Source organism: Nostoc sp. CMAA1605 (genome assembly GCF_021596505.1).
In the GTDB taxonomy this organism is placed as follows: Bacteria; Cyanobacteriota; Cyanobacteriia; order Cyanobacteriales; family Nostocaceae; genus Trichormus.
This window is the reverse complement of record NZ_PJIZ01000001.1, coordinates 25,974-42,911: the sequence shown is the minus strand read 5'-3', so window position 1 is coordinate 42,911 and position 16,938 is coordinate 25,974. Positions and strand designations below refer to the sequence as shown.

The 16,938-nt window shown below is 43.7% G+C and carries 12 protein-coding genes; 6 read left to right on the top strand and 6 right to left on the bottom strand.

Annotation, left to right across the window (positions count from 1 at the left end; translation table 11 throughout):
- Positions 1 to 121 precede the first annotated feature (121 nt).
- Both CV014_RS00175 and CV014_RS00170 read right to left on the bottom strand, forming a co-directional pair.
- Entirely contained in the window at positions 122 to 580 is a 459-nt protein-coding gene (locus CV014_RS00175; RefSeq protein ID WP_236140171.1) for a BON domain-containing protein, read from the bottom strand.
- 147 nt (positions 581 to 727) lie between these two features.
- The gene (locus CV014_RS00170; RefSeq protein ID WP_236140170.1) at positions 728 to 2,302 is read right to left on the bottom strand and encodes a general stress protein; all 1,575 of its coding nucleotides are present in this window, start codon (positions 2,300 to 2,302) and stop codon (positions 728 to 730) included.
- A 448-nt stretch (positions 2,303 to 2,750) separates the two neighbouring features.
- Between CV014_RS00170 and CV014_RS00165 the strand changes: the two genes are divergently transcribed.
- The 4 genes from CV014_RS00165 to CV014_RS00150 all read left to right on the top strand — a co-directional run bounded on the left by CV014_RS00165 (position 2,751) and on the right by CV014_RS00150 (position 8,164).
- A complete protein-coding gene (locus tag CV014_RS00165) occupies positions 2,751 to 5,894 on the top strand; it encodes an MFS transporter (protein WP_236140169.1) in 3,144 nt (1,047 codons plus the stop codon).
- Positions 5,895 to 6,166: 272 nt separating this feature from the next.
- Complete coding sequence (locus tag CV014_RS00160; protein WP_236140168.1) at positions 6,167 to 6,328, top strand: hypothetical protein; 162 nt, start codon at positions 6,167 to 6,169, stop codon at positions 6,326 to 6,328.
- A 392-nt stretch (positions 6,329 to 6,720) separates the two neighbouring features.
- Positions 6,721 to 7,698 (top strand): threo-3-hydroxy-L-aspartate ammonia-lyase, encoded by a 978-nt coding sequence (locus CV014_RS00155; RefSeq protein WP_236140167.1) that lies wholly within the window; start codon positions 6,721 to 6,723, stop codon positions 7,696 to 7,698.
- A gap of 142 nt (positions 7,699 to 7,840) precedes the next feature.
- Positions 7,841 to 8,164, top strand: a complete 324-nt coding sequence (locus tag CV014_RS00150; protein ID WP_236140166.1) for a hypothetical protein — start codon at positions 7,841 to 7,843, stop codon at positions 8,162 to 8,164.
- A 281-nt stretch (positions 8,165 to 8,445) separates the two neighbouring features.
- On the opposite strand, the gene CV014_RS00145 is transcribed toward CV014_RS00150, so the two are convergent.
- From CV014_RS00145 to CV014_RS00130, 4 genes are all read right to left on the bottom strand, one after another.
- Positions 8,446 to 9,447 (bottom strand): transaldolase, encoded by a 1,002-nt coding sequence (locus CV014_RS00145; RefSeq protein WP_236140165.1) that lies wholly within the window; start codon positions 9,445 to 9,447, stop codon positions 8,446 to 8,448.
- Between the two features lie 248 nt (positions 9,448 to 9,695).
- On the bottom strand, positions 9,696 to 11,126 hold the full coding sequence (pyk, locus tag CV014_RS00140) for a pyruvate kinase (RefSeq protein WP_236140164.1): 1,431 nt from the start codon (positions 11,124 to 11,126) through the stop codon (positions 9,696 to 9,698).
- Between the two features lie 128 nt (positions 11,127 to 11,254).
- Positions 11,255 to 12,286, bottom strand: coding sequence for a type I glyceraldehyde-3-phosphate dehydrogenase (gap, locus tag CV014_RS00135; protein ID WP_236140163.1), 1,032 nt, complete (start codon positions 12,284 to 12,286; stop codon positions 11,255 to 11,257).
- Between the two features lie 350 nt (positions 12,287 to 12,636).
- Complete coding sequence (locus CV014_RS00130; RefSeq protein WP_236140162.1) at positions 12,637 to 15,018, bottom strand: phosphoketolase family protein; 2,382 nt, start codon at positions 15,016 to 15,018, stop codon at positions 12,637 to 12,639.
- A 794-nt stretch (positions 15,019 to 15,812) separates the two neighbouring features.
- On the opposite strand from CV014_RS00130, the gene CV014_RS00125 reads away from it, so the two are divergent.
- The gene (locus CV014_RS00125; protein WP_236140161.1) at positions 15,813 to 16,187 is read left to right on the top strand and encodes a hypothetical protein; all 375 of its coding nucleotides are present in this window, start codon (positions 15,813 to 15,815) and stop codon (positions 16,185 to 16,187) included.
- Positions 16,188 to 16,327: 140 nt separating this feature from the next.
- Positions 16,328 to 16,675 (top strand): hypothetical protein, encoded by a 348-nt coding sequence (locus tag CV014_RS00120; protein ID WP_236140160.1) that lies wholly within the window; start codon positions 16,328 to 16,330, stop codon positions 16,673 to 16,675.
- The last annotated feature ends 263 nt before the right edge of the window (positions 16,676 to 16,938 follow it).

Below are 16,938 nucleotides of genomic sequence, written 5' to 3'. Positions count from 1 at the left end.
CATGAGCGTTGTCAAATGTCAATCAAGATAAGCCAGTAGCTGGGTTAACTACTGACTATTTTAATGATTAGCTATATTTATTTACACTTGCTTACGTTTGGAAAATCTGCACAAAGTCAATCTAGCTGTTTGGTGGCGCGACAGTAGCATTAACAATTACTTGTGTGACACCCTTAATTTCCTTTGCCAATGGTTCAATTTTAGCTAACTGTTCTTGGTTGTTCACGGTTCCTGAAACTGTCACCGTACCATCTTCCTTAGCATTAACTGTTAATTGACCATTAGGGATGTTAGCCTCTAGTTTTGACCGCACTTCACTAGCCAGATCACCTCCGGCTCTTTCCTGATCTCCACCAGTCGCATTATTACGCTGTTCACGGGCGCGAATATCTTCATTCAGTTGTCTCCTGCGGAGTTCACTTTGCGCGTCTTGTTGAGCTTCTTGTGTCACCTGTGCAGTGGGTGCTGTTGGTTTCTCGTCGGGTGCTGGTGCATTTACAGTGGTTTTGGCTGTATCTTGACAGGCTGCTGTGCCAACTACTAGAACACAACTAATGATAAAAGGAGTTAACTTCTTCATGTCTTTACTTCTGGATGTGAATTTGGGGATTGGGGATTGGGGAATAGGGACTGGGGACTGGGGAATTCAATTTTGGATTTCAATCTAAAATTCTTTCCCTTAAACCCTTAAACCCCCACACCCTTACACCCCTCTCCTGTGTTTTCGTTAGATTTGTCCTTCTCGATGGTCGATAATTACTACCGCAGGATCTTGACGATCGCCTGTGACTGGGTAGTCAGTCCGCACGATGTCTTCGTTTCTGGAGCGATTCAAGTCTTGACGGGTGTGTTCTCTATCGACATCGGTGGCATCAAACACGGCGAACTCTTCAATACCTCGATGTCTGAGAATAGCTTCAGCTTGCTGGATTTGCGTTTCTGTACCATCGACAATAATCAAGTAATCACCTCTTTGGAAGCGATCGCTATAAACTTTGGCGCGGTTTTCGGGAATTCCTAAACCCACTAACCCGCCAACGATTCCTCCGGCGGCTGCACCAATTGCGCCACCTGCTAAAGTCGTCGCCAAAGCGGTGGCGACTGCACCACCGGCAATGACTGGGCCGATACCAGGAAGAGCTAAGGCACCTAAACCAACTAATAAACCGCCTAAACCGCCTAAAACTCCGCCTGTAGCAGCTCCTGCTTTAGCTCCTTCATCGGCTTTATTACCTGTACCTGGTGTTCGATGACTGTCGCTATCTTTTGCAATCAAAGAAACCTGGTTCATTGGGAAACCTGCATTCCGCAACTCAGCTAATGCGAGTTCTGCGTCTCGACGATGAGGGAATACACCAATTGAGCGTTTTCTTGTGTGTACGGGGACAGTAGTATGAGCATCTGGCTCAAAAATTTGCCACTGGTGAATGTTGTGGCGATTCAGGATGGCAGCTGCACGTTGAAGTTCTGCATCTGTACCACTGACTGCAACTATATAGTCGCCATGATTGATGCGCTCATTGTAGAAACTGGTGCGATCGTGAGGCAACCGCCAACGATTGGGGTCAAAGCAGTTAGTTACGTCAATACCGGTCAAAGAAGGACGCTGTAAGGGTTCGCGATGGATTAAAGAGAGTTGAGTCAGAGGGAAGCCGGCACTCCGCAAATCGTTAATTGCCGCTTCAGCATCTGCCAATTGCGGAAAATAACCGATCGCATACTTGCGAGTGCCGACATCTGTAGTAGAACGTTGTTCATGGGGATAGTCATAAACACCGTAATCTTCAACGCCACGCCGATGTAAAATAGCCTGTGCCTGAGCAATTTCTGCATCTGTGCCATCGATAATTACTAAATAATGCCCCCGCCGCACCCTCTCTTCATAAACTCGTGCGCGTTCTTCAGGAATACCCAAACCAATTAATGCACCTAGTAAACCACCAGCCACAGCACCAATCCCTGCTCCGGCTAGGGTAGTGGCTAGGGTAGTGGCAGTTGCACCCGCTAGCATGATGGGGCCAATTCCCGGAATTGCTAAAGTCCCAAGACCAACTAACAAACCACCTAAACCACCTAAAACTCCCCCCGAAATTGCTCCGGTTGCTGCACCTTCGTCAGCTTTATTGCCGACTTTCTCCTGCACGGGAGTACCAGCAATCTCATCATCTCTGTCTGCACTTTGTGCAATCACTGAAACTCGATCCATAGGAAAGCCAGACTGCTTGAGTTCATGTAGTGCTGCTTCTGCATCCCGACGATGAGAAAACACACCTACAGAACGTCTATGTATACCTACAACCATGTCTGAATTGCTCCGATAATCAACACAATAATTACTGATAAAAAAATCCATTCACAAATAGAGAAAAGTTTGATATCAATACTTTCAATTAACCATTTTTAAATTTGTTTTTCATCAATCTGGCGAGATAATTTCTGGTTCTATCAAGAGATATAGAGAATATTGTCTGCATAATTATTATTGACAATATTCATCACTAATAAAGATTTGATAGAGCAAATAAACGTACTAAATATATATTTAGATGACGTAACAAAAATTAATTAGTATCTTTTTTGACACTTTAAATAAAACTTATAAAGATTAGGATCATCTGGCAATACTACTATTCAAAAACCTCTAACCTGAGATAATTTAAATTCCTACTCCAGAAGGTGAAATCTCTAGACAACTGATACTTAGACTGAGGGATAGACCTTGAATCTATTGTGTAGAAGAGAAGAATACGATGTGGCAAATTTTGACAGGTATTTTTACACAGTCTTGGCTATCTTTCGGAATCACACCTACGACAAGATTACCAGATGTCATAGTACCAGTAGAACCATTTTTTGGTCTTTCAGCTTCTAAGTTTATAGTAGCCTTAATAGCTGGTACGTTAATGGCAGTTGCCTTCCAATTATTATTAACTAACCTTTCAGTAGCCGCTAGAATATCAACTTTAGGAACTGATATCGATGATGACGATGAATCAGAAAGCCTGGGTAGAAAAATTCGTAAAGTTGAAGCTAAAGTTGGTACATGGGGTATCATTACCGCTAGTATGGCGTTATTTACCGCTTGCTTTTTAGCAGTGAAACTGACTTTAATTAGCAGTGCGTTGTTAGGAGCTATTCTTGGCGTTGTCATTTGGTCTACCTATTTCTTATTGGTAGCTTGGTTGGGTTCTTTTGCCGTCGGCTCTTTACTTGGTTCGCTCATCAGCAGCATTAATTCTGGTTTACAATCCTTGATGGGAACAGCAACTACAGCCATTGGTGCTGCTGCTACACAGCAACAAGCAGTTTCCACAGCACAAGAAATTACAGCCGCAGTCAGAAGAGAATTAACTGCTGGTTTAGATGCCGAAAGTATTACCAATACTTTGCAAAATTCTTTAGCATCTTTACCATTCCCCAAATTAGATTTAACGGAAATTCGCCATCAATTTGATAAAATTCTCAGTGATATTGATTGGCGATCGCTAGCAGATGGTGATTTACTCAAGAATATTAATCGCCAAACTTTTGTAGATTTGATTAGCAAGAACACAAATTTATCTCAGGAGAATATCAATCAGATTGCCGACCAATTAAACGCTGCTTGGCAACAAACTTCTACTCGTCAAAATCCTACAGAACAAGTAATTAATTTGCTAAAATCTGCTACTCCTGAAGAATTAAATTCAGAAAAATTAGGTGAAAGATTACAGCAATTAGTTACTGCCAGAAGCAGCAATGGTAATGGTAGAAATGGTGTATTGAAACAGGCTATACAATATGGGGTAACTGCTGCTATCCCTGCTGTTTTAGAGCGAGTTGATGTTACTGACATCGATGTGGAAAAAATCACCCATCAATTGCAAAAGTTAAAAGAAAAGGTGCAAGATATCGATGTAGAGAAAATCACCCACGAAATCCAGCAACTCAGAGAGCAAGCCACCGAGCAAGTTATCACTAGATTCCCTACACCAACAGACAATACCATCAAATCAGATGTTAAAGACTATATCCTGAATTCTTTCCCTTGGCATTTCAACCGCATCACTATTAGAGATGAATTTGCGGAAGTTATCTATGACCCCCAAGCAGATCCGACAAATGTGCGTCAGCAATTAGAACAACTCCAGCCAAGTGACTTTAGCAACTGGCTAAAACAACGAGGTGATATCAGTGAAGCCAGAGTCACAGAAATAGCGCAACAGATGGATAGTATCCGTCAAGAAGTTCTAGAAACTGTGCAGCAATCTGAAAAGGTGGAAAAAGGTCAACAAATCCGCCTCCGCATCGAAAATTATTTACGTGCAACCGGAAAAGAACAACTCAACCCAGAGGCGATTCAGCAAGACTTTACCAACCTGTTAACGGAATTAGATAATCAATCGATAGATTTTAGCACCCTCTTACAAGGATTTGACCGGGAAGCCTTTGTGCAGATCCTTGTGCAACGGCAAGATTTTAGCGAAGAGGAAGCTAATAAGATTGTGGGTCAATTAGAAGGTATATGCAATGATATCTCTAATCAATCTAGAGACCAGCAAGAACAAGCCACAGCTAGAGTGAATCAACTATGGCAAAAGGTAGAAGATTATCTCCGCAATACCAACAAAGATGAGTTAAATCCTGAAGGTATTCGACGTGATTTTCAAGCATTGTTGGCAGATCCCCAAGGAGGAATTAGGCAAATTAGCTCCCGTTTATCGCAGTTCGATCGCGATACATTTGTCCAACTTCTGAGTCAGCGTCAAGATTTGGATGAAGAGCAAATCAATCAAATTATTGATCAGCTAGAGTCTGTCAGAGATAACGTTTTACACGCACCACAAGCAGCATTAGAGCAAGCTAGAGAACAATACGATCGCACTATTGCTGCTATTGGTGATTATCTGAGGGATACTAACCTAGAAGAACTCAACCCTGAAGGTATAAGACAGGATTTAGAAACCTTACTGACTCAGCCACAGGAGGGTGTAGAAGCTTTGCGGGAAAGATTGGCGCAGGTTGACCGCGAAACTTTAGTTAAACTCCTGACTCAACGGGGAAATTTAACTGAAGAGCAAGTTAATCGCACCATTGACCAAGTACAAGAGGCAATTGGCAACATGATCAGAACACCCCGCAGTTTAGCAAAGCGGACTACTCAAAGGGTGGGAGATTTTGTCACCAATCTGGAAAACTATCTGCGTCAAACCAATAAAGACGAACTCAATCCTGAAGGTATCAAACGAGATTTAAGATTGCTTTTGCAAGATCCTCGTTTGGGAGTGGAAAATTTCAGCGATCGCTTGTCTAAATTTGACCGTTCCACAATGGTGGCGTTGCTATCCCAAAGGGAAGATATCTCCGAAGAGGAAGCCAACCGCATTGTTGAGCAAATCGAGTCTGTACGAAACTCAATTGTTCAGCAAATCCAACAAGTCCAACAAAGATTCCAGTCAGCAATTGACCAAATCTTTGCGAAGATTCGTCAGTATCTCGACTCCTTGGAACGTCCAGAACTCAGCTATGAGGGGATTAGACAAGACTTTATAAAATTGTTTGATGATCCACAAGTGGGATTTGCCGCTTTGGGCGATCGCCTTAGTCAATTCAACCGTGATACCCTAGTTGCCATCCTCAGTTCTCGCGAGGATATTTCCCCAGAAGACGCTAACCGCATTATCAACCAAATCGAAGCCGCCAGAGATAGCGTACTGCAACGCGCCGAAAAAATTCAGCAGGAAACCCAAAGACGCATCAAAGCAGTTCAACAGCAAGCTAAACAGCAAGCTGAAGCCACCAGAAACACAGTTGCTAGTGCAGCTTGGTGGTTATTCGGTACGGCTCTATCTTCCCTGGTTGCTAGTGTAATTGCTGGTGTAATTGCTGTCACAGGCTTATCTTTACCTGGTTAAAAATCACATCTGTAAAAACCTATAACCCCATTCTCATCAAGAGACTGGGGTTATTTTATATGGTGTTCAGAAAAAAATATTTTTGCGTAATTTCCGCCTTAACTAGCATCATACATCACAAATATTATTTAAATATAAATTAATGTGCTGATTCAAAATCAGTAACCCCTTAGCTGTTGTCTGGGGCGATCGCATTATTTAAATAAAGATAAATTATGCTGAACTACAACATAAGTATAATTTATTATTTGGTTGTGTGGGGAGTGAAAATTATGATGGAAAGACTTTTATTAGCGGGGATTTTAACATTTACTCTCAGTTTATTTGCTCAAGTACATCGTCCATCCCCTTTGGGAAAAAATCCACAAATAAACACTGAGAATAATACCGTTTTAACTTTTAATCAGCCTGGGACAAAACTATTCCAAGACTGACGCAAAAATAACATAACTTCGTCATTACGAGCGATCGCGTTCACAAAGTGTTCCCGCAGGTTAGTAATCTCCCTTGACACTGGGATTGCTTCCCTACAATTCGTTCCGGTTGCAATGACATGAGCGGCGTTGCGTAAGTTCTATATTCAAAATTCCCAATTGAGGCTGATTTAGGTATATTTAGCCTGAACGAAGAGAATTTGCGGCTCATTTCGTCTACGCGCACTCAGGGAACTCCTACTAGAAGATATACTATCATTGCGTAGGCAGGGGGCAGGGGGCAGGGGGCAGGGGGCAGGAGGCAGGGGAGGCAAGGGGAGAAATTCAATGCCCGATGCCCAATTCCCGATGCCCAACTCTCAATTCCCAATTTTCCGCGAGCAGGCTTAGTGATGTCTAACTCTGATATTCTCAGCATCAATGATGTACTGACAGCACAACGACGACTGGCTGGTATTGCTCACCGCACACCAATACACACTTCTCAAACCATCAATGAACACACTAATAGCCGCGTGTTCTTCAAGTGTGAAAATTTTCAACGCACTGGCTCGTTTAAATTTAGGGGTGCGTATAATGCCTTGGCACAACTATCTTCAGCACAAAAACAACAAGGTGTACTGACATTTTCATCGGGAAATCACGGACAAGCGATCGCCCTAGCCGGAAAATTACTGAATATCCCAACTACAATTGTAATGCCCGATGATGCGCCCCTAGTGAAGCAAATAGCCACTCGCAGTTATGGCGCAGAGGTAATTTTATATAATCGTCAAACTACGAACCGTGAAGAATTAGCGCGAAATTTGAGCAGCGATCGCGGTTTAAGTTTAATTCCTCCTTACGATCATCCCCATGTGATCGCCGGACAAGGTACAGCCACCTTAGAACTGATTCAAGAAGTAGGCGAACTAGATTTATTGTTAGTGTGTTGTGGTGGTGGGGGATTGATTTCTGGGAGTGCGATCGTGGCGAAAACCCTGTTACCCAATGTGCGCGTTATTGGGGTAGAACCAGCACTGGCTGACGATGCTACCCGTTCTTTCTATAGTAAAACCTTGCAAACTGTCCACAATCCCGATACCATCGCCGACGGTGCGCGGACTCCCTGCTTAGGTAAAATTACATTCCCTTTAGTATTGCAATACGTTGATGACATGGTGACAGTCTCAGAAGCCGCAATTGTTCGCACCATGTTTTTCCTGTGGGAACGAATGAAAATTGTTGTTGAACCCACTGGCGTATTAGCCGCCGCCGCTTTGTTAGAAGGTGTAATTACAGCCTCCCAAATGAGGGTCGGTATTATTATCAGTGGTGGCAATGTGGATTTTACGCAAATTATGAAGAAATATATGGGAGAAAATCCCTAAATCAGCATTAAACTTCAGAAAAATTCACCTTGACAATTGCGTAAGTATCTCTCTATCGGCAGAAGATTATCCATGCACACTTTAATAGTCTCTTTTTTATTAAGTGTGATACTTAATCTTTTTGTAACCAAGGAAAAATCAGGTGAACAGTTTCAAAAAGCTATCTGCGATCGCATTATTATTATGTGCTTTTGCTTATCCATCCTCAATTGCTGAAGCTAAAACTACTTCTCTGGATAATTCTCTGCAAACATCAAGTTTGGATACAGGGGAAAATGTTGTTAGCGTTAGTAACGACGAGTTACTCATAGCTCGCCGATATGATCGACGGCAGTATATCCGGCGGCACGAAAGAGCCAGACGGCAATACATCCGGCGACACGAAAGAGCCAGACGGCAATACATCCGGCGACATGAAAGAGCCAGACGGCAATACATCCGTCGGCGATACGATAGACGCTATTGATATTCCCAGGGATAGAGCGCAAGAGAGAGTTTACAACTTTTATCGATCAGTGCTTTTTCCATAAAAATAGAGACGTTGCTATGCAATGTCTCTACTTGTATGAAATCACTGAAAATAATCTTTAACAGAACATTTTCTCACCAACGGTGATACCAATTCACAATTCGCAATGGACTAACGTCCCGCTACGCTAACGCAATTCGCAATTAAAAAACTTAGATGCAGCAAAACTTTCAGGGTTTACGTCTGTATCAGGTTTTTCGTGAAATGGTATGAGTAGCTTAATGGCTAGCTACTACTCCTTCTAAAGCAGTGAGTCTGTCTGCTAAGAGTTTTTCTAAATCTTCTAGTGCTTTGGTAAAGCCTTTGATACCTTCGTCAAGTTTGTCGTAAGCCATGCGGTCAGCAGCGTGCATTTGCTCGAACGTAGCCTTGTCAATGGATATCTTTTGAATATCAGAAGTAGCTGCTTTTGCTGTTTCTAGTTTGCGGGGTAAGTCGCCGATAGTAGCTTGTAATTCACCCAACAAAGAGGGAGAAATGGTCAATAAATCGCAACCAGCTAGTTCAGTGATTTCGCCGATATTACGGAAGCTTGCGCCCATAACTTCGGTTTTATAGCCAAATTTTTTGTAGTAGTTGTAGATTGTAGTAACTGACAATACGCCGGGGTCTTCCGCAGAAGGATAGCTATCTCTACCTGTTTCTTTTTTGTACCAGTCGAGAATGCGTCCAACGAAGGGAGAAATTAAGGTGACACCAGCTTCAGCACAGGCGATCGCCTGATGCAAACCAAACAGTAAAGTTAAGTTACAGTGAATGCCTTCTTTTTCTAGAATTTCTGCCGCTTTAATCCCTTCCCAGGTAGAAGCGATTTTAATTAAAACGCGTTCTGGAGTAATTCCAGCAGCTTTGTACTGAGCAATTAATTCTCGTGCTTTAGTAACAGTAGCTTCAGTGTCGTAGGACAAACGCGCATCTACTTCTGTAGACACACGACCAGGGATAATTTGTAGAATCTTCAGACCGAAGGAAACCGCTAAACGGTCAAAAGCCAAAGTCACGATTTGACTTTGGCTAGCACCTGCACCTGCATCTTTTTTAGCTTGCAGTAAAGTCTGATCCACAATGTCTTGATATTCCGGCATTTTAGCTGCTGCCGTAATCAAAGAGGGATTGGTAGTAGCATCTTGGGGTTTAAACTTTTCAATGGCTTGGATATCACCTGTATCTGCCACCACAACGGTCATTGTCCGCAATTGTTCCAGTAAATTTTTAGACATAAGATACTCCATGATTGTTGTTGATCTGTGCTTTGGGCATAGGGCATCGGGCATCGGGCATAGGGTATAAAATTTTTCCCCCTGCCCCCTGCCCCCTGCCCCCCTGCCTCATCCGCCCTCTACTTCTTCAAATAAGGATCTACACTTCCCCTCTTCTTTACACCCATTTTTCTGCTTAACAATTCTGATTTTGGCAATTTTTCTTAACTCTTGCCGATCGCCGGAAGCCTCAGCCTAATTCTAGGCTGTTAAGCAGTGATTGGTTGTCCGATAGAATGCACTTTAATTAAACTAGTTGTTCCTGATTTACCAATTGGCACTCCAGAGGTAATAACTACCTTATCTCCTTCATGGACTAAGCCTGTTCTCAGGACGGTGCTGACTACATTCGTAAACATTTCTTCAGCATTGTAAACAGGCGGGATGAGTAAGGGTTCAACACCCCAAGATAAAGCTAACTGATGATAGCTAGTTTCTTCAGGAGTGAAGGCAAAAATTGGGGTGCTGGGGCGGTATTTGGAAACAAGTTTAGCCGTACTTCCTGATGAGGTGTTACACAAAATCGCCCGTGCGCCGGTTTCATAGGCGATGCGACAGACGGCTTCCGCTACGGATTCGGTAACGCTTAAACTCCCAGCGTCATGAGTCCAACAGTGTTTACTACCCTCCTGTAATGATTTTTCTGTGGCGATCGCGATATCATTCATTACCTGCACGGCTGCTATGGGATACTGTCCGACAGCAGTTTCGCCAGAAAGCATGACGGCATCTGTACCATCGAGGATAGAATTTGCTACGTCAGTAGCTTCAGCGCGGGTGGGGTCAGGTGCGCTAATCATGGACTCTAGCATTTGGGTGGCGGTAATTACTGGCTTACCTGCCTGATTACAACGGCGAATGATATCTTTTTGGATCAAGGGGACTTGGTGAATGGGCATTTCTACCCCTAAATCCCCACGGGCAATCATAATCCCATCGGCAGCAGCAATAATAGAATCAATTTGTTCTACTGCTTCTGGACGTTCAATTTTAGCAATTACCCGAATCGACAATCCCGCCGATTCAATCATCCGTTTGGCTGGTTCTAAATCATGGGGAGACTGCACAAAAGAAACCGCCACCCAATCAACACCCAATTCCATACCAAAACGCAAATCATGTAAGTCTTTTTCTGTGATGGAACTGACAGGTAAGCGAGTTACAGGCAGGTTGACCCCTTTGCGGGTAGAAATAACCCCACCAGTTTTGACCAAAGCATGAATGCGATCGGCATCGCGATCGCATACCATCATTTTGACCCGACCGTCATTAATTAAGATTGGCTCTCCTGGTCGTACCATTGCGAACAAAGTCGGCAAAGGTAAGGGTAATTCGTGGATATTGTCACCCTTCTCCTTCAAAACAAAAGTGACTTGATCACCAGCTTCCACCGTCAAACCGTCTGGGGGTAAAGTTCCCAACCGAATTTTCGGCCCACATAAATCCTGCAACAAAGCCACAGGTCTTTGCTCATCAGCACTGATTTGCCTGATATATTGAGCCGTTTGGGCATGAAACTCATAAGCCCCGTGGGAAAAATTCAACCGCGCCACATTCATCCCGGCTTCTACCAATGCTTGTAGTCTGTCTGGTGCAGAGGTAGCAGGCCCTACAGTACAGATAATTTTTGTTCGACGCATATGTGTGAGGAGTTTGGGATTGGGGACTGGGGCAGAGGGCAGGGGGCAGAGGGCAGGGGCAGGGGGATTTTTTCTCCTCTGCTCCCTGCACCTCCGCTCCCCTGCTTCTTCCTCGCCCTGTTCTCTTCTTAAACTGCGGCCAATTGCTCTTTCTGTGCCATTGACAACATTAGGTCAACTACACGGTTAGAATAGCCCCATTCGTTGTCATACCAGGCGACCACTTTGAAGAAGTTGGAGTTTAATTCGATACCAGCACCTGCGTCAAAAATACTGGAGTGGCGATCGCCTTGAAAATCTGTAGATACAACTTCTTCGTCGGTGTAACCCAAAACTCCAGCCAGTTTTCCTTCAGCCGCAGCTTTCATGGCAGCACAAATTTCTTTGTAGCTGGTGGCTTTCTCGGTTTTGAAGGTTAAATCCACTACAGACACATCAGGGGTAGGGACTCGGAAAGCCATCCCAGTCAACTTACCTTTGAGTTCTGGTAACACCAAAGCCACAGCTTTAGCTGCACCTGTGGAAGAGGGAATAATATTTTGGGCTGCACCACGACCACCGCGCCAGTCTTTCTTACTGGGGCCGTCTACTGTGGGTTGGGTAGCAGTCATGGCATGGACTGTGGTCATTAAGCCTTCTGCTAAACCAAAGTTATCATTAATCACTTTAGCGACGGGAGCTAGACAGTTTGTAGTACAGCTAGCATTAGAAACAATTAGATCCTTACTGGGATCAAAAGTTTCATGGTTAACGCCTACTAACAGTGTCTTAACTCTTTCTGGCTCCTTGGTGGGTGCAGAAATAATTACGCGCTTTGCACCTGCTTGTAGGTGTTTAGATGCGCCTTCGTAGTCAGTAAATAATCCAGTTGATTCCACAACATAATCCGCGCCTAATTTACCCCAGGGCAATTCAGCCGGATTTCTCACGGAAACACAGGGAATGAAGCGTCCATCAACAATGATGCCATCTTCTCTAGCTTCCACCTGACCGTGATACTTACCGTGAGTAGAATCGTACTTTAACAAGTAAGCTAGGTTATCTGGTGGTACAAGGTCATTAATCCCGACAAACTCAATATCAGGATTGTTAATACCAGCCCGAAACACCAACCGACCGATACGGCCAAATCCATTGATGCCTACTTTTAACTTTGCCAAAACAAACCTCCTTGAAACATAAATTCAAAATTCAAAAATGTAGATTGAATCTTGATTTTGGCGAATTAGTATGATGCACCCTGATTAACGCCTCAAACTTAAGGCGCAAAAACGTTTTACCCTAGCCGCAAAATTGGATTTAGCCGGGTGAATTTTAGTATGACTGAGCTGATCGTGACAGTCCTGGCTGCCAAAAGCTCATTTGCTTGGCATATTTTAAGGTTTTGGGAATGGGGAATGGGGCATTGGGAATGGGGAATAGGGCATCGGGCATTGAATTTCCCCCTGCCTCCCTTGTCTTCCTTGTCTTCCTTGTCTCCCCTGCCCCCTGCCCCCTGCCCCCCTGCCTCTTAATACGGCCACTGCCAGTCCCGAATTTCTGGCATATCTTCACCGTATTTATCGATGTAGTGTTTATGTTCGATGAGTTTGTCTTGGAGGTGTTGCTTGACGTAAGCTGCTTTGTACCCTAGTTTGGGGACGCGATCGATTACATCCATAACTAAATGGAAGCGGTCTAAATCATTCAAGACAACCATATCGAAGGGGGTAGTGGTAGTTCCTTCTTCTTTGTAACCGCGCACATGGAGGTTTTTATGGTTGGTGTGGCGGTAGGTGAGACGATGAATTAACCAGGGATAGCCATGAAAGGCAAAGATAATGGGTTTATCTGTAGTAAAGATGGTGTCAAATTCTTTGGCTGTTAAACCGTGGGGATGTTCTGTTTGGGGTTGTAAGGTCATCAAATCTACAACGTTGACTACCCGCACTTTTAAGTCAGGGAAGTTTTGCCGCAAAATATCCACAGCAGCTAGGGTTTCTAAGGTGGGGACATCGCCAGCACAACCCATGACTACATCTGGTTCACCACCTTGGTCATTACTTGCCCATTCCCAAATACTAATGCCTTTGGTGCAGTGTTTGATGGCTGCATCCATATCTAGGTATTGCAATGCTGGTTGCTTCCCTGCCACGATGACGTTGATATATTGACGGCTTCTTAAACAGTGGTCTGTCACCGATAAGAGGGTGTTGGCATCGGGTGGGAGATAAACGCGAATGATTTCGGCTTTTTTGTTCATCACATGGTCGATAAAACCAGGGTCTTGGTGAGAAAAGCCGTTATGGTCTTGTCGCCAAACGTGGGAGGTGAGGAGATAGTTGAGGGATGCTATGGGTCTACGCCAAGGTATATGACGAGTTGTTTTCAACCATTTGGCGTGTTGATTGAACATCGAGTCAATGATGTGGATAAATGCTTCATAGCAAGAGAAGAAACCGTGACGACCTGTCAGCAGATATCCTTCTAACCAGCCTTGACAGCAAGTCTCACTGAGGATTTCCATGACTCGTCCGTCGGGGGAAAGATGGTCATCTTCTGGGAGGGTTTGGGCTACCCAAGTCCGGTTTGTGACTTCTAAGACGGCATTGATACGGTTTGAGGCGGTTTCGTCAGGGCCGAACACGCGGAAGTTTTTGCTATCTAAGTTGAGTTCCATCACATCCCGCAGGAATTTGCCGGTGACTTGGGTGGCTTCAGCAATGACTCTTCCTGGTTGGGGAACGTTGACTGCATAATCTTGGAAGTTGGGCATCTTCAAGTCACGCAACAAGATACCGCCGTTAGCATGGGGATTGTCACCCATGCGCCGATCGCCTGTGGGGGCAAGTTCTGCCAGTTCAGGAATTAATCTGCCGTTAGCATCAAAGAGTTCTTCGGGTTTGTAACTCTTCATCCAGTCTTCGAGGAGTTGGATGTGGTGGGGTTTATTCGCTAAATCACCAAAGGGGACTTGATGCGATCGCCAATAATCTTCTGTCTTTTTCCCGTCTACTTCTTTTGGCCCTGTCCAACCTTTGGGGGTTCTCAGGACAATCATCGGCCACATGGGTCGTTTGGTAAACCCATGCACACGGGCTTCTCGTTGAATATTCCGAATTTCGTTAGTGATGGTATCTAAGGTTGCTGCCATTTGCTGATGTACATCGGCGGGATCTGAACCTTCCACAAAGTAAGGTTTATACCCATAACCAACAAATAGGCTTTCTAGTTCCTCGTAACTCAACCGCGCCAAGACCGTAGGATTCGCTATTTTATACCCATTTAAATGTAAAATCGGTAGCACCGCCCCATCAGTAGCGGGGTTGAGAAACTTGTTAGAATGCCAGCTAGTGGCTAAAGCACCGGTTTCTGCCTCCCCATCCCCTACAACCGCCGCCACAATTAAATCAGGGTTGTCAAACGCCGCACCATAGGCATGAACTAAGGCATAACCTAATTCTCCCCCTTCATGAATCGAACCAGGGGTTTCCGGTGCTACGTGACTGGGAATACCACCAGGGAAGGAGAATTGTTTAAACAGCTTTTTCATCCCCTCCGTATCTTGGGAGATGTTGGGGTAATATTCACTGTATGTTCCTTCTAAATATGTATTGGCTACCAGTCCCGGCCCTCCATGACCAGGGCCAGCAATGTAGATCATATTCAGGTCATACTTTTTAATGATTCTATTGAGATGAACGTAGATAAAATTCAAACCTGGGGTTGTTCCCCAATGTCCCAATAGTCTAGGTTTAACGTGTTTTAAGGTGAGAGGTTCTTTCAGCAGAGGGTTGTCTAATAAATATATTTGCCCTACTGACAAATAATTCGCCGCCCGCCAGTAGGCATTCATTTTATGCAATTCTGCATCGGTTAAAGGCTTTGTCTGTGGAGGACTTGCTAAAGTCATCTTCAACTCCATTACACAATAATTTTGCCGAATTTCTGTTCTATGTCAGTGTAGTTATTTGCGCTTTGAAGGTCATCTTACTCATGACAAATTTTTCCAGTTGGATCTGGAAAAATAAGTGTGATTAGCTATTGACTACACTGGCAGCAATCTACAATACAAATCAAATAATTACAGTAATGACCTCTAGGCAAGGTTAACAGAACTTACATTTTGATGAGTAATTTTTAACATTGATTTTATGTGTTATTAAGAAAATTACAAATATGTTGAATCTTTTGATACTTTTTATTGATGTTTATCGGTTTTTGTAGGGTAACACCAAAAAATAAATTATCGCCAATAAACGGCTTAGTAGGGTGCGTCAGTGCGATAAAACCTAACTATACCAAGAGATTATTCATACTGACGCACCCTACAGTTTGGATATTTTTTTATCTGGAAGTCCCTAGAGACGTTGTAGACAACGTCTCTACCCATGTAATGGATATGTATGAAATCAATCTTACTTATTGGCGATCGCCTTTACTTCTTCAAGTGATAAACTCAACGCTTGGGCAATTTGCTCTAAATTTAAACCCATTTGTCATAGTTGCGGTATCGCATTGCATCTAGCTTGTTCTGCCTGTTCAGCAAGTTGGCGTTCCTGTTCTGCCTGTTGAGAGATTTCTAATAAGATAAGAACCGTTTACCATCTGGGCGATATAGCTGTAAACCCTCTGGGGATAGCACAAACCGGATTTTCAAGCGTGGACTTACCCAATCGTCCATTTGCAAAATCACAAGAGGAAAAAATGATGCTACTAACACAACCAGAAATCCAACAAGTTTTAGAACGGGTTAAAGTTGCTTTTCCCAACTTCACCAACTGGGAATACAACAATGAAAAAAACGGTGAGTATTTTGGATTCTCGGTATGGGGAGAGTTTGAAATTAAAACCGAAGAACTAATAATACCACGGCGGTTTTTTATCACACTTGATACTAATCATGAGGATCAATGGCAAGGATGTTTAACGGTAGGACTACACAGCTATCTATGGTCAAGTGCTGATGTGGGGGACGCTCATCTAGTCAATACAGACCCTTGTGAAACTTTAGAAGAGGCGATTTCAGCACTCAAGGCGAAAATATCAGACTTGTTTCAAGTGTTCTTGGCAGGAAATTAGAAGGAATTAGCGATCGCACACTACCAATTTCCTCTAAGAAAAATCATAGGCGATGGCAACGAGAACACCGCAGGCATCCCGTGCAGAATGCGTCTATCCTATTTAGATAGGGTTTTAGCAAAATCAACAGGTGTCTTACTATGACTAACCCTCAACCTCCACTGCCACAACCACAACTAGAGCCGGCTGGTATTACCTTCGACCAGTATGCAGAATTTACTCCCGAAAAGTTGGAACTGTGGAACGGATACTTGGGCTACGGTGGACAAGACCAATTAGGGTTTCATTTGGCTGTGTTAAGAAATATGGGGCTACTTACAGCAGTTCGTCATACACAATTGTCATTGTGGATAGAAGCCCTAGATTGTCATCTAAAAGAAAAACTAGAAACCATTAGCACTCAACCGGAAGTAGCCCAAGCAATGCTAAATCGTCTGAATCGGGCAATGGAAGATTTAGCAGCAGTAGCAGAGTATTTAGACCCATAGCAAATTAGATAACTGTTTATTGCCCGTTTAAAAGCCAAAGCCTTCTCAGGAGGATGGTTGATCATGATGCTTCCAAGTTAGCAGATGGTAGTTTGTAGTCAGGACTTTAGTCCTGAATATTCCAAGGACTGAAGTCCTTACTACCAACAGGTTCAGGTGTAATTAGCTCAAATGTGAAGCAAAGTAGTATTATTGTACTGCTATGGGTGTAGTGATAACAAAGCTTAATAAAGATAGTATTATTAAGAACTGTTTCACGCTGC

What these genes read in the sequence shown, in the direction of transcription:
- CV014_RS00175 (WP_236140171.1), bottom strand. Translation starts at nt 580, where the DNA reads ATGAAGAAGTTAACTCCTTTTATCATTAGTTGTGTTCTAGTAGTTGGC.
- CV014_RS00170 (WP_236140170.1), bottom strand. Translation starts at nt 2,302, where the DNA reads ATGGTTGTAGGTATACATAGACGTTCTGTAGGTGTGTTTTCTCATCGT.
- CV014_RS00130 (WP_236140162.1), bottom strand. Translation starts at nt 15,018, where the DNA reads ATGACTTTAGCAAGTCCTCCACAGACAAAGCCTTTAACCGATGCAGAA.
- CV014_RS00125 (WP_236140161.1), top strand. Translation starts at nt 15,813, where the DNA reads ATGATGCTACTAACACAACCAGAAATCCAACAAGTTTTAGAACGGGTT.
- CV014_RS00145 (WP_236140165.1), bottom strand. Translation starts at nt 9,447, where the DNA reads ATGTCTAAAAATTTACTGGAACAATTGCGGACAATGACCGTTGTGGTG.
- CV014_RS00120 (WP_236140160.1), top strand. Translation starts at nt 16,328, where the DNA reads ATGACTAACCCTCAACCTCCACTGCCACAACCACAACTAGAGCCGGCT.
- CV014_RS00160 (WP_236140168.1), top strand. Translation starts at nt 6,167, where the DNA reads ATGATGGAAAGACTTTTATTAGCGGGGATTTTAACATTTACTCTCAGT.
- CV014_RS00165 (WP_236140169.1), top strand. Translation starts at nt 2,751, where the DNA reads ATGTGGCAAATTTTGACAGGTATTTTTACACAGTCTTGGCTATCTTTC.
- CV014_RS00155 (WP_236140167.1), top strand. Translation starts at nt 6,721, where the DNA reads ATGTCTAACTCTGATATTCTCAGCATCAATGATGTACTGACAGCACAA.
- pyk (WP_236140164.1), bottom strand. Translation starts at nt 11,126, where the DNA reads ATGCGTCGAACAAAAATTATCTGTACTGTAGGGCCTGCTACCTCTGCA.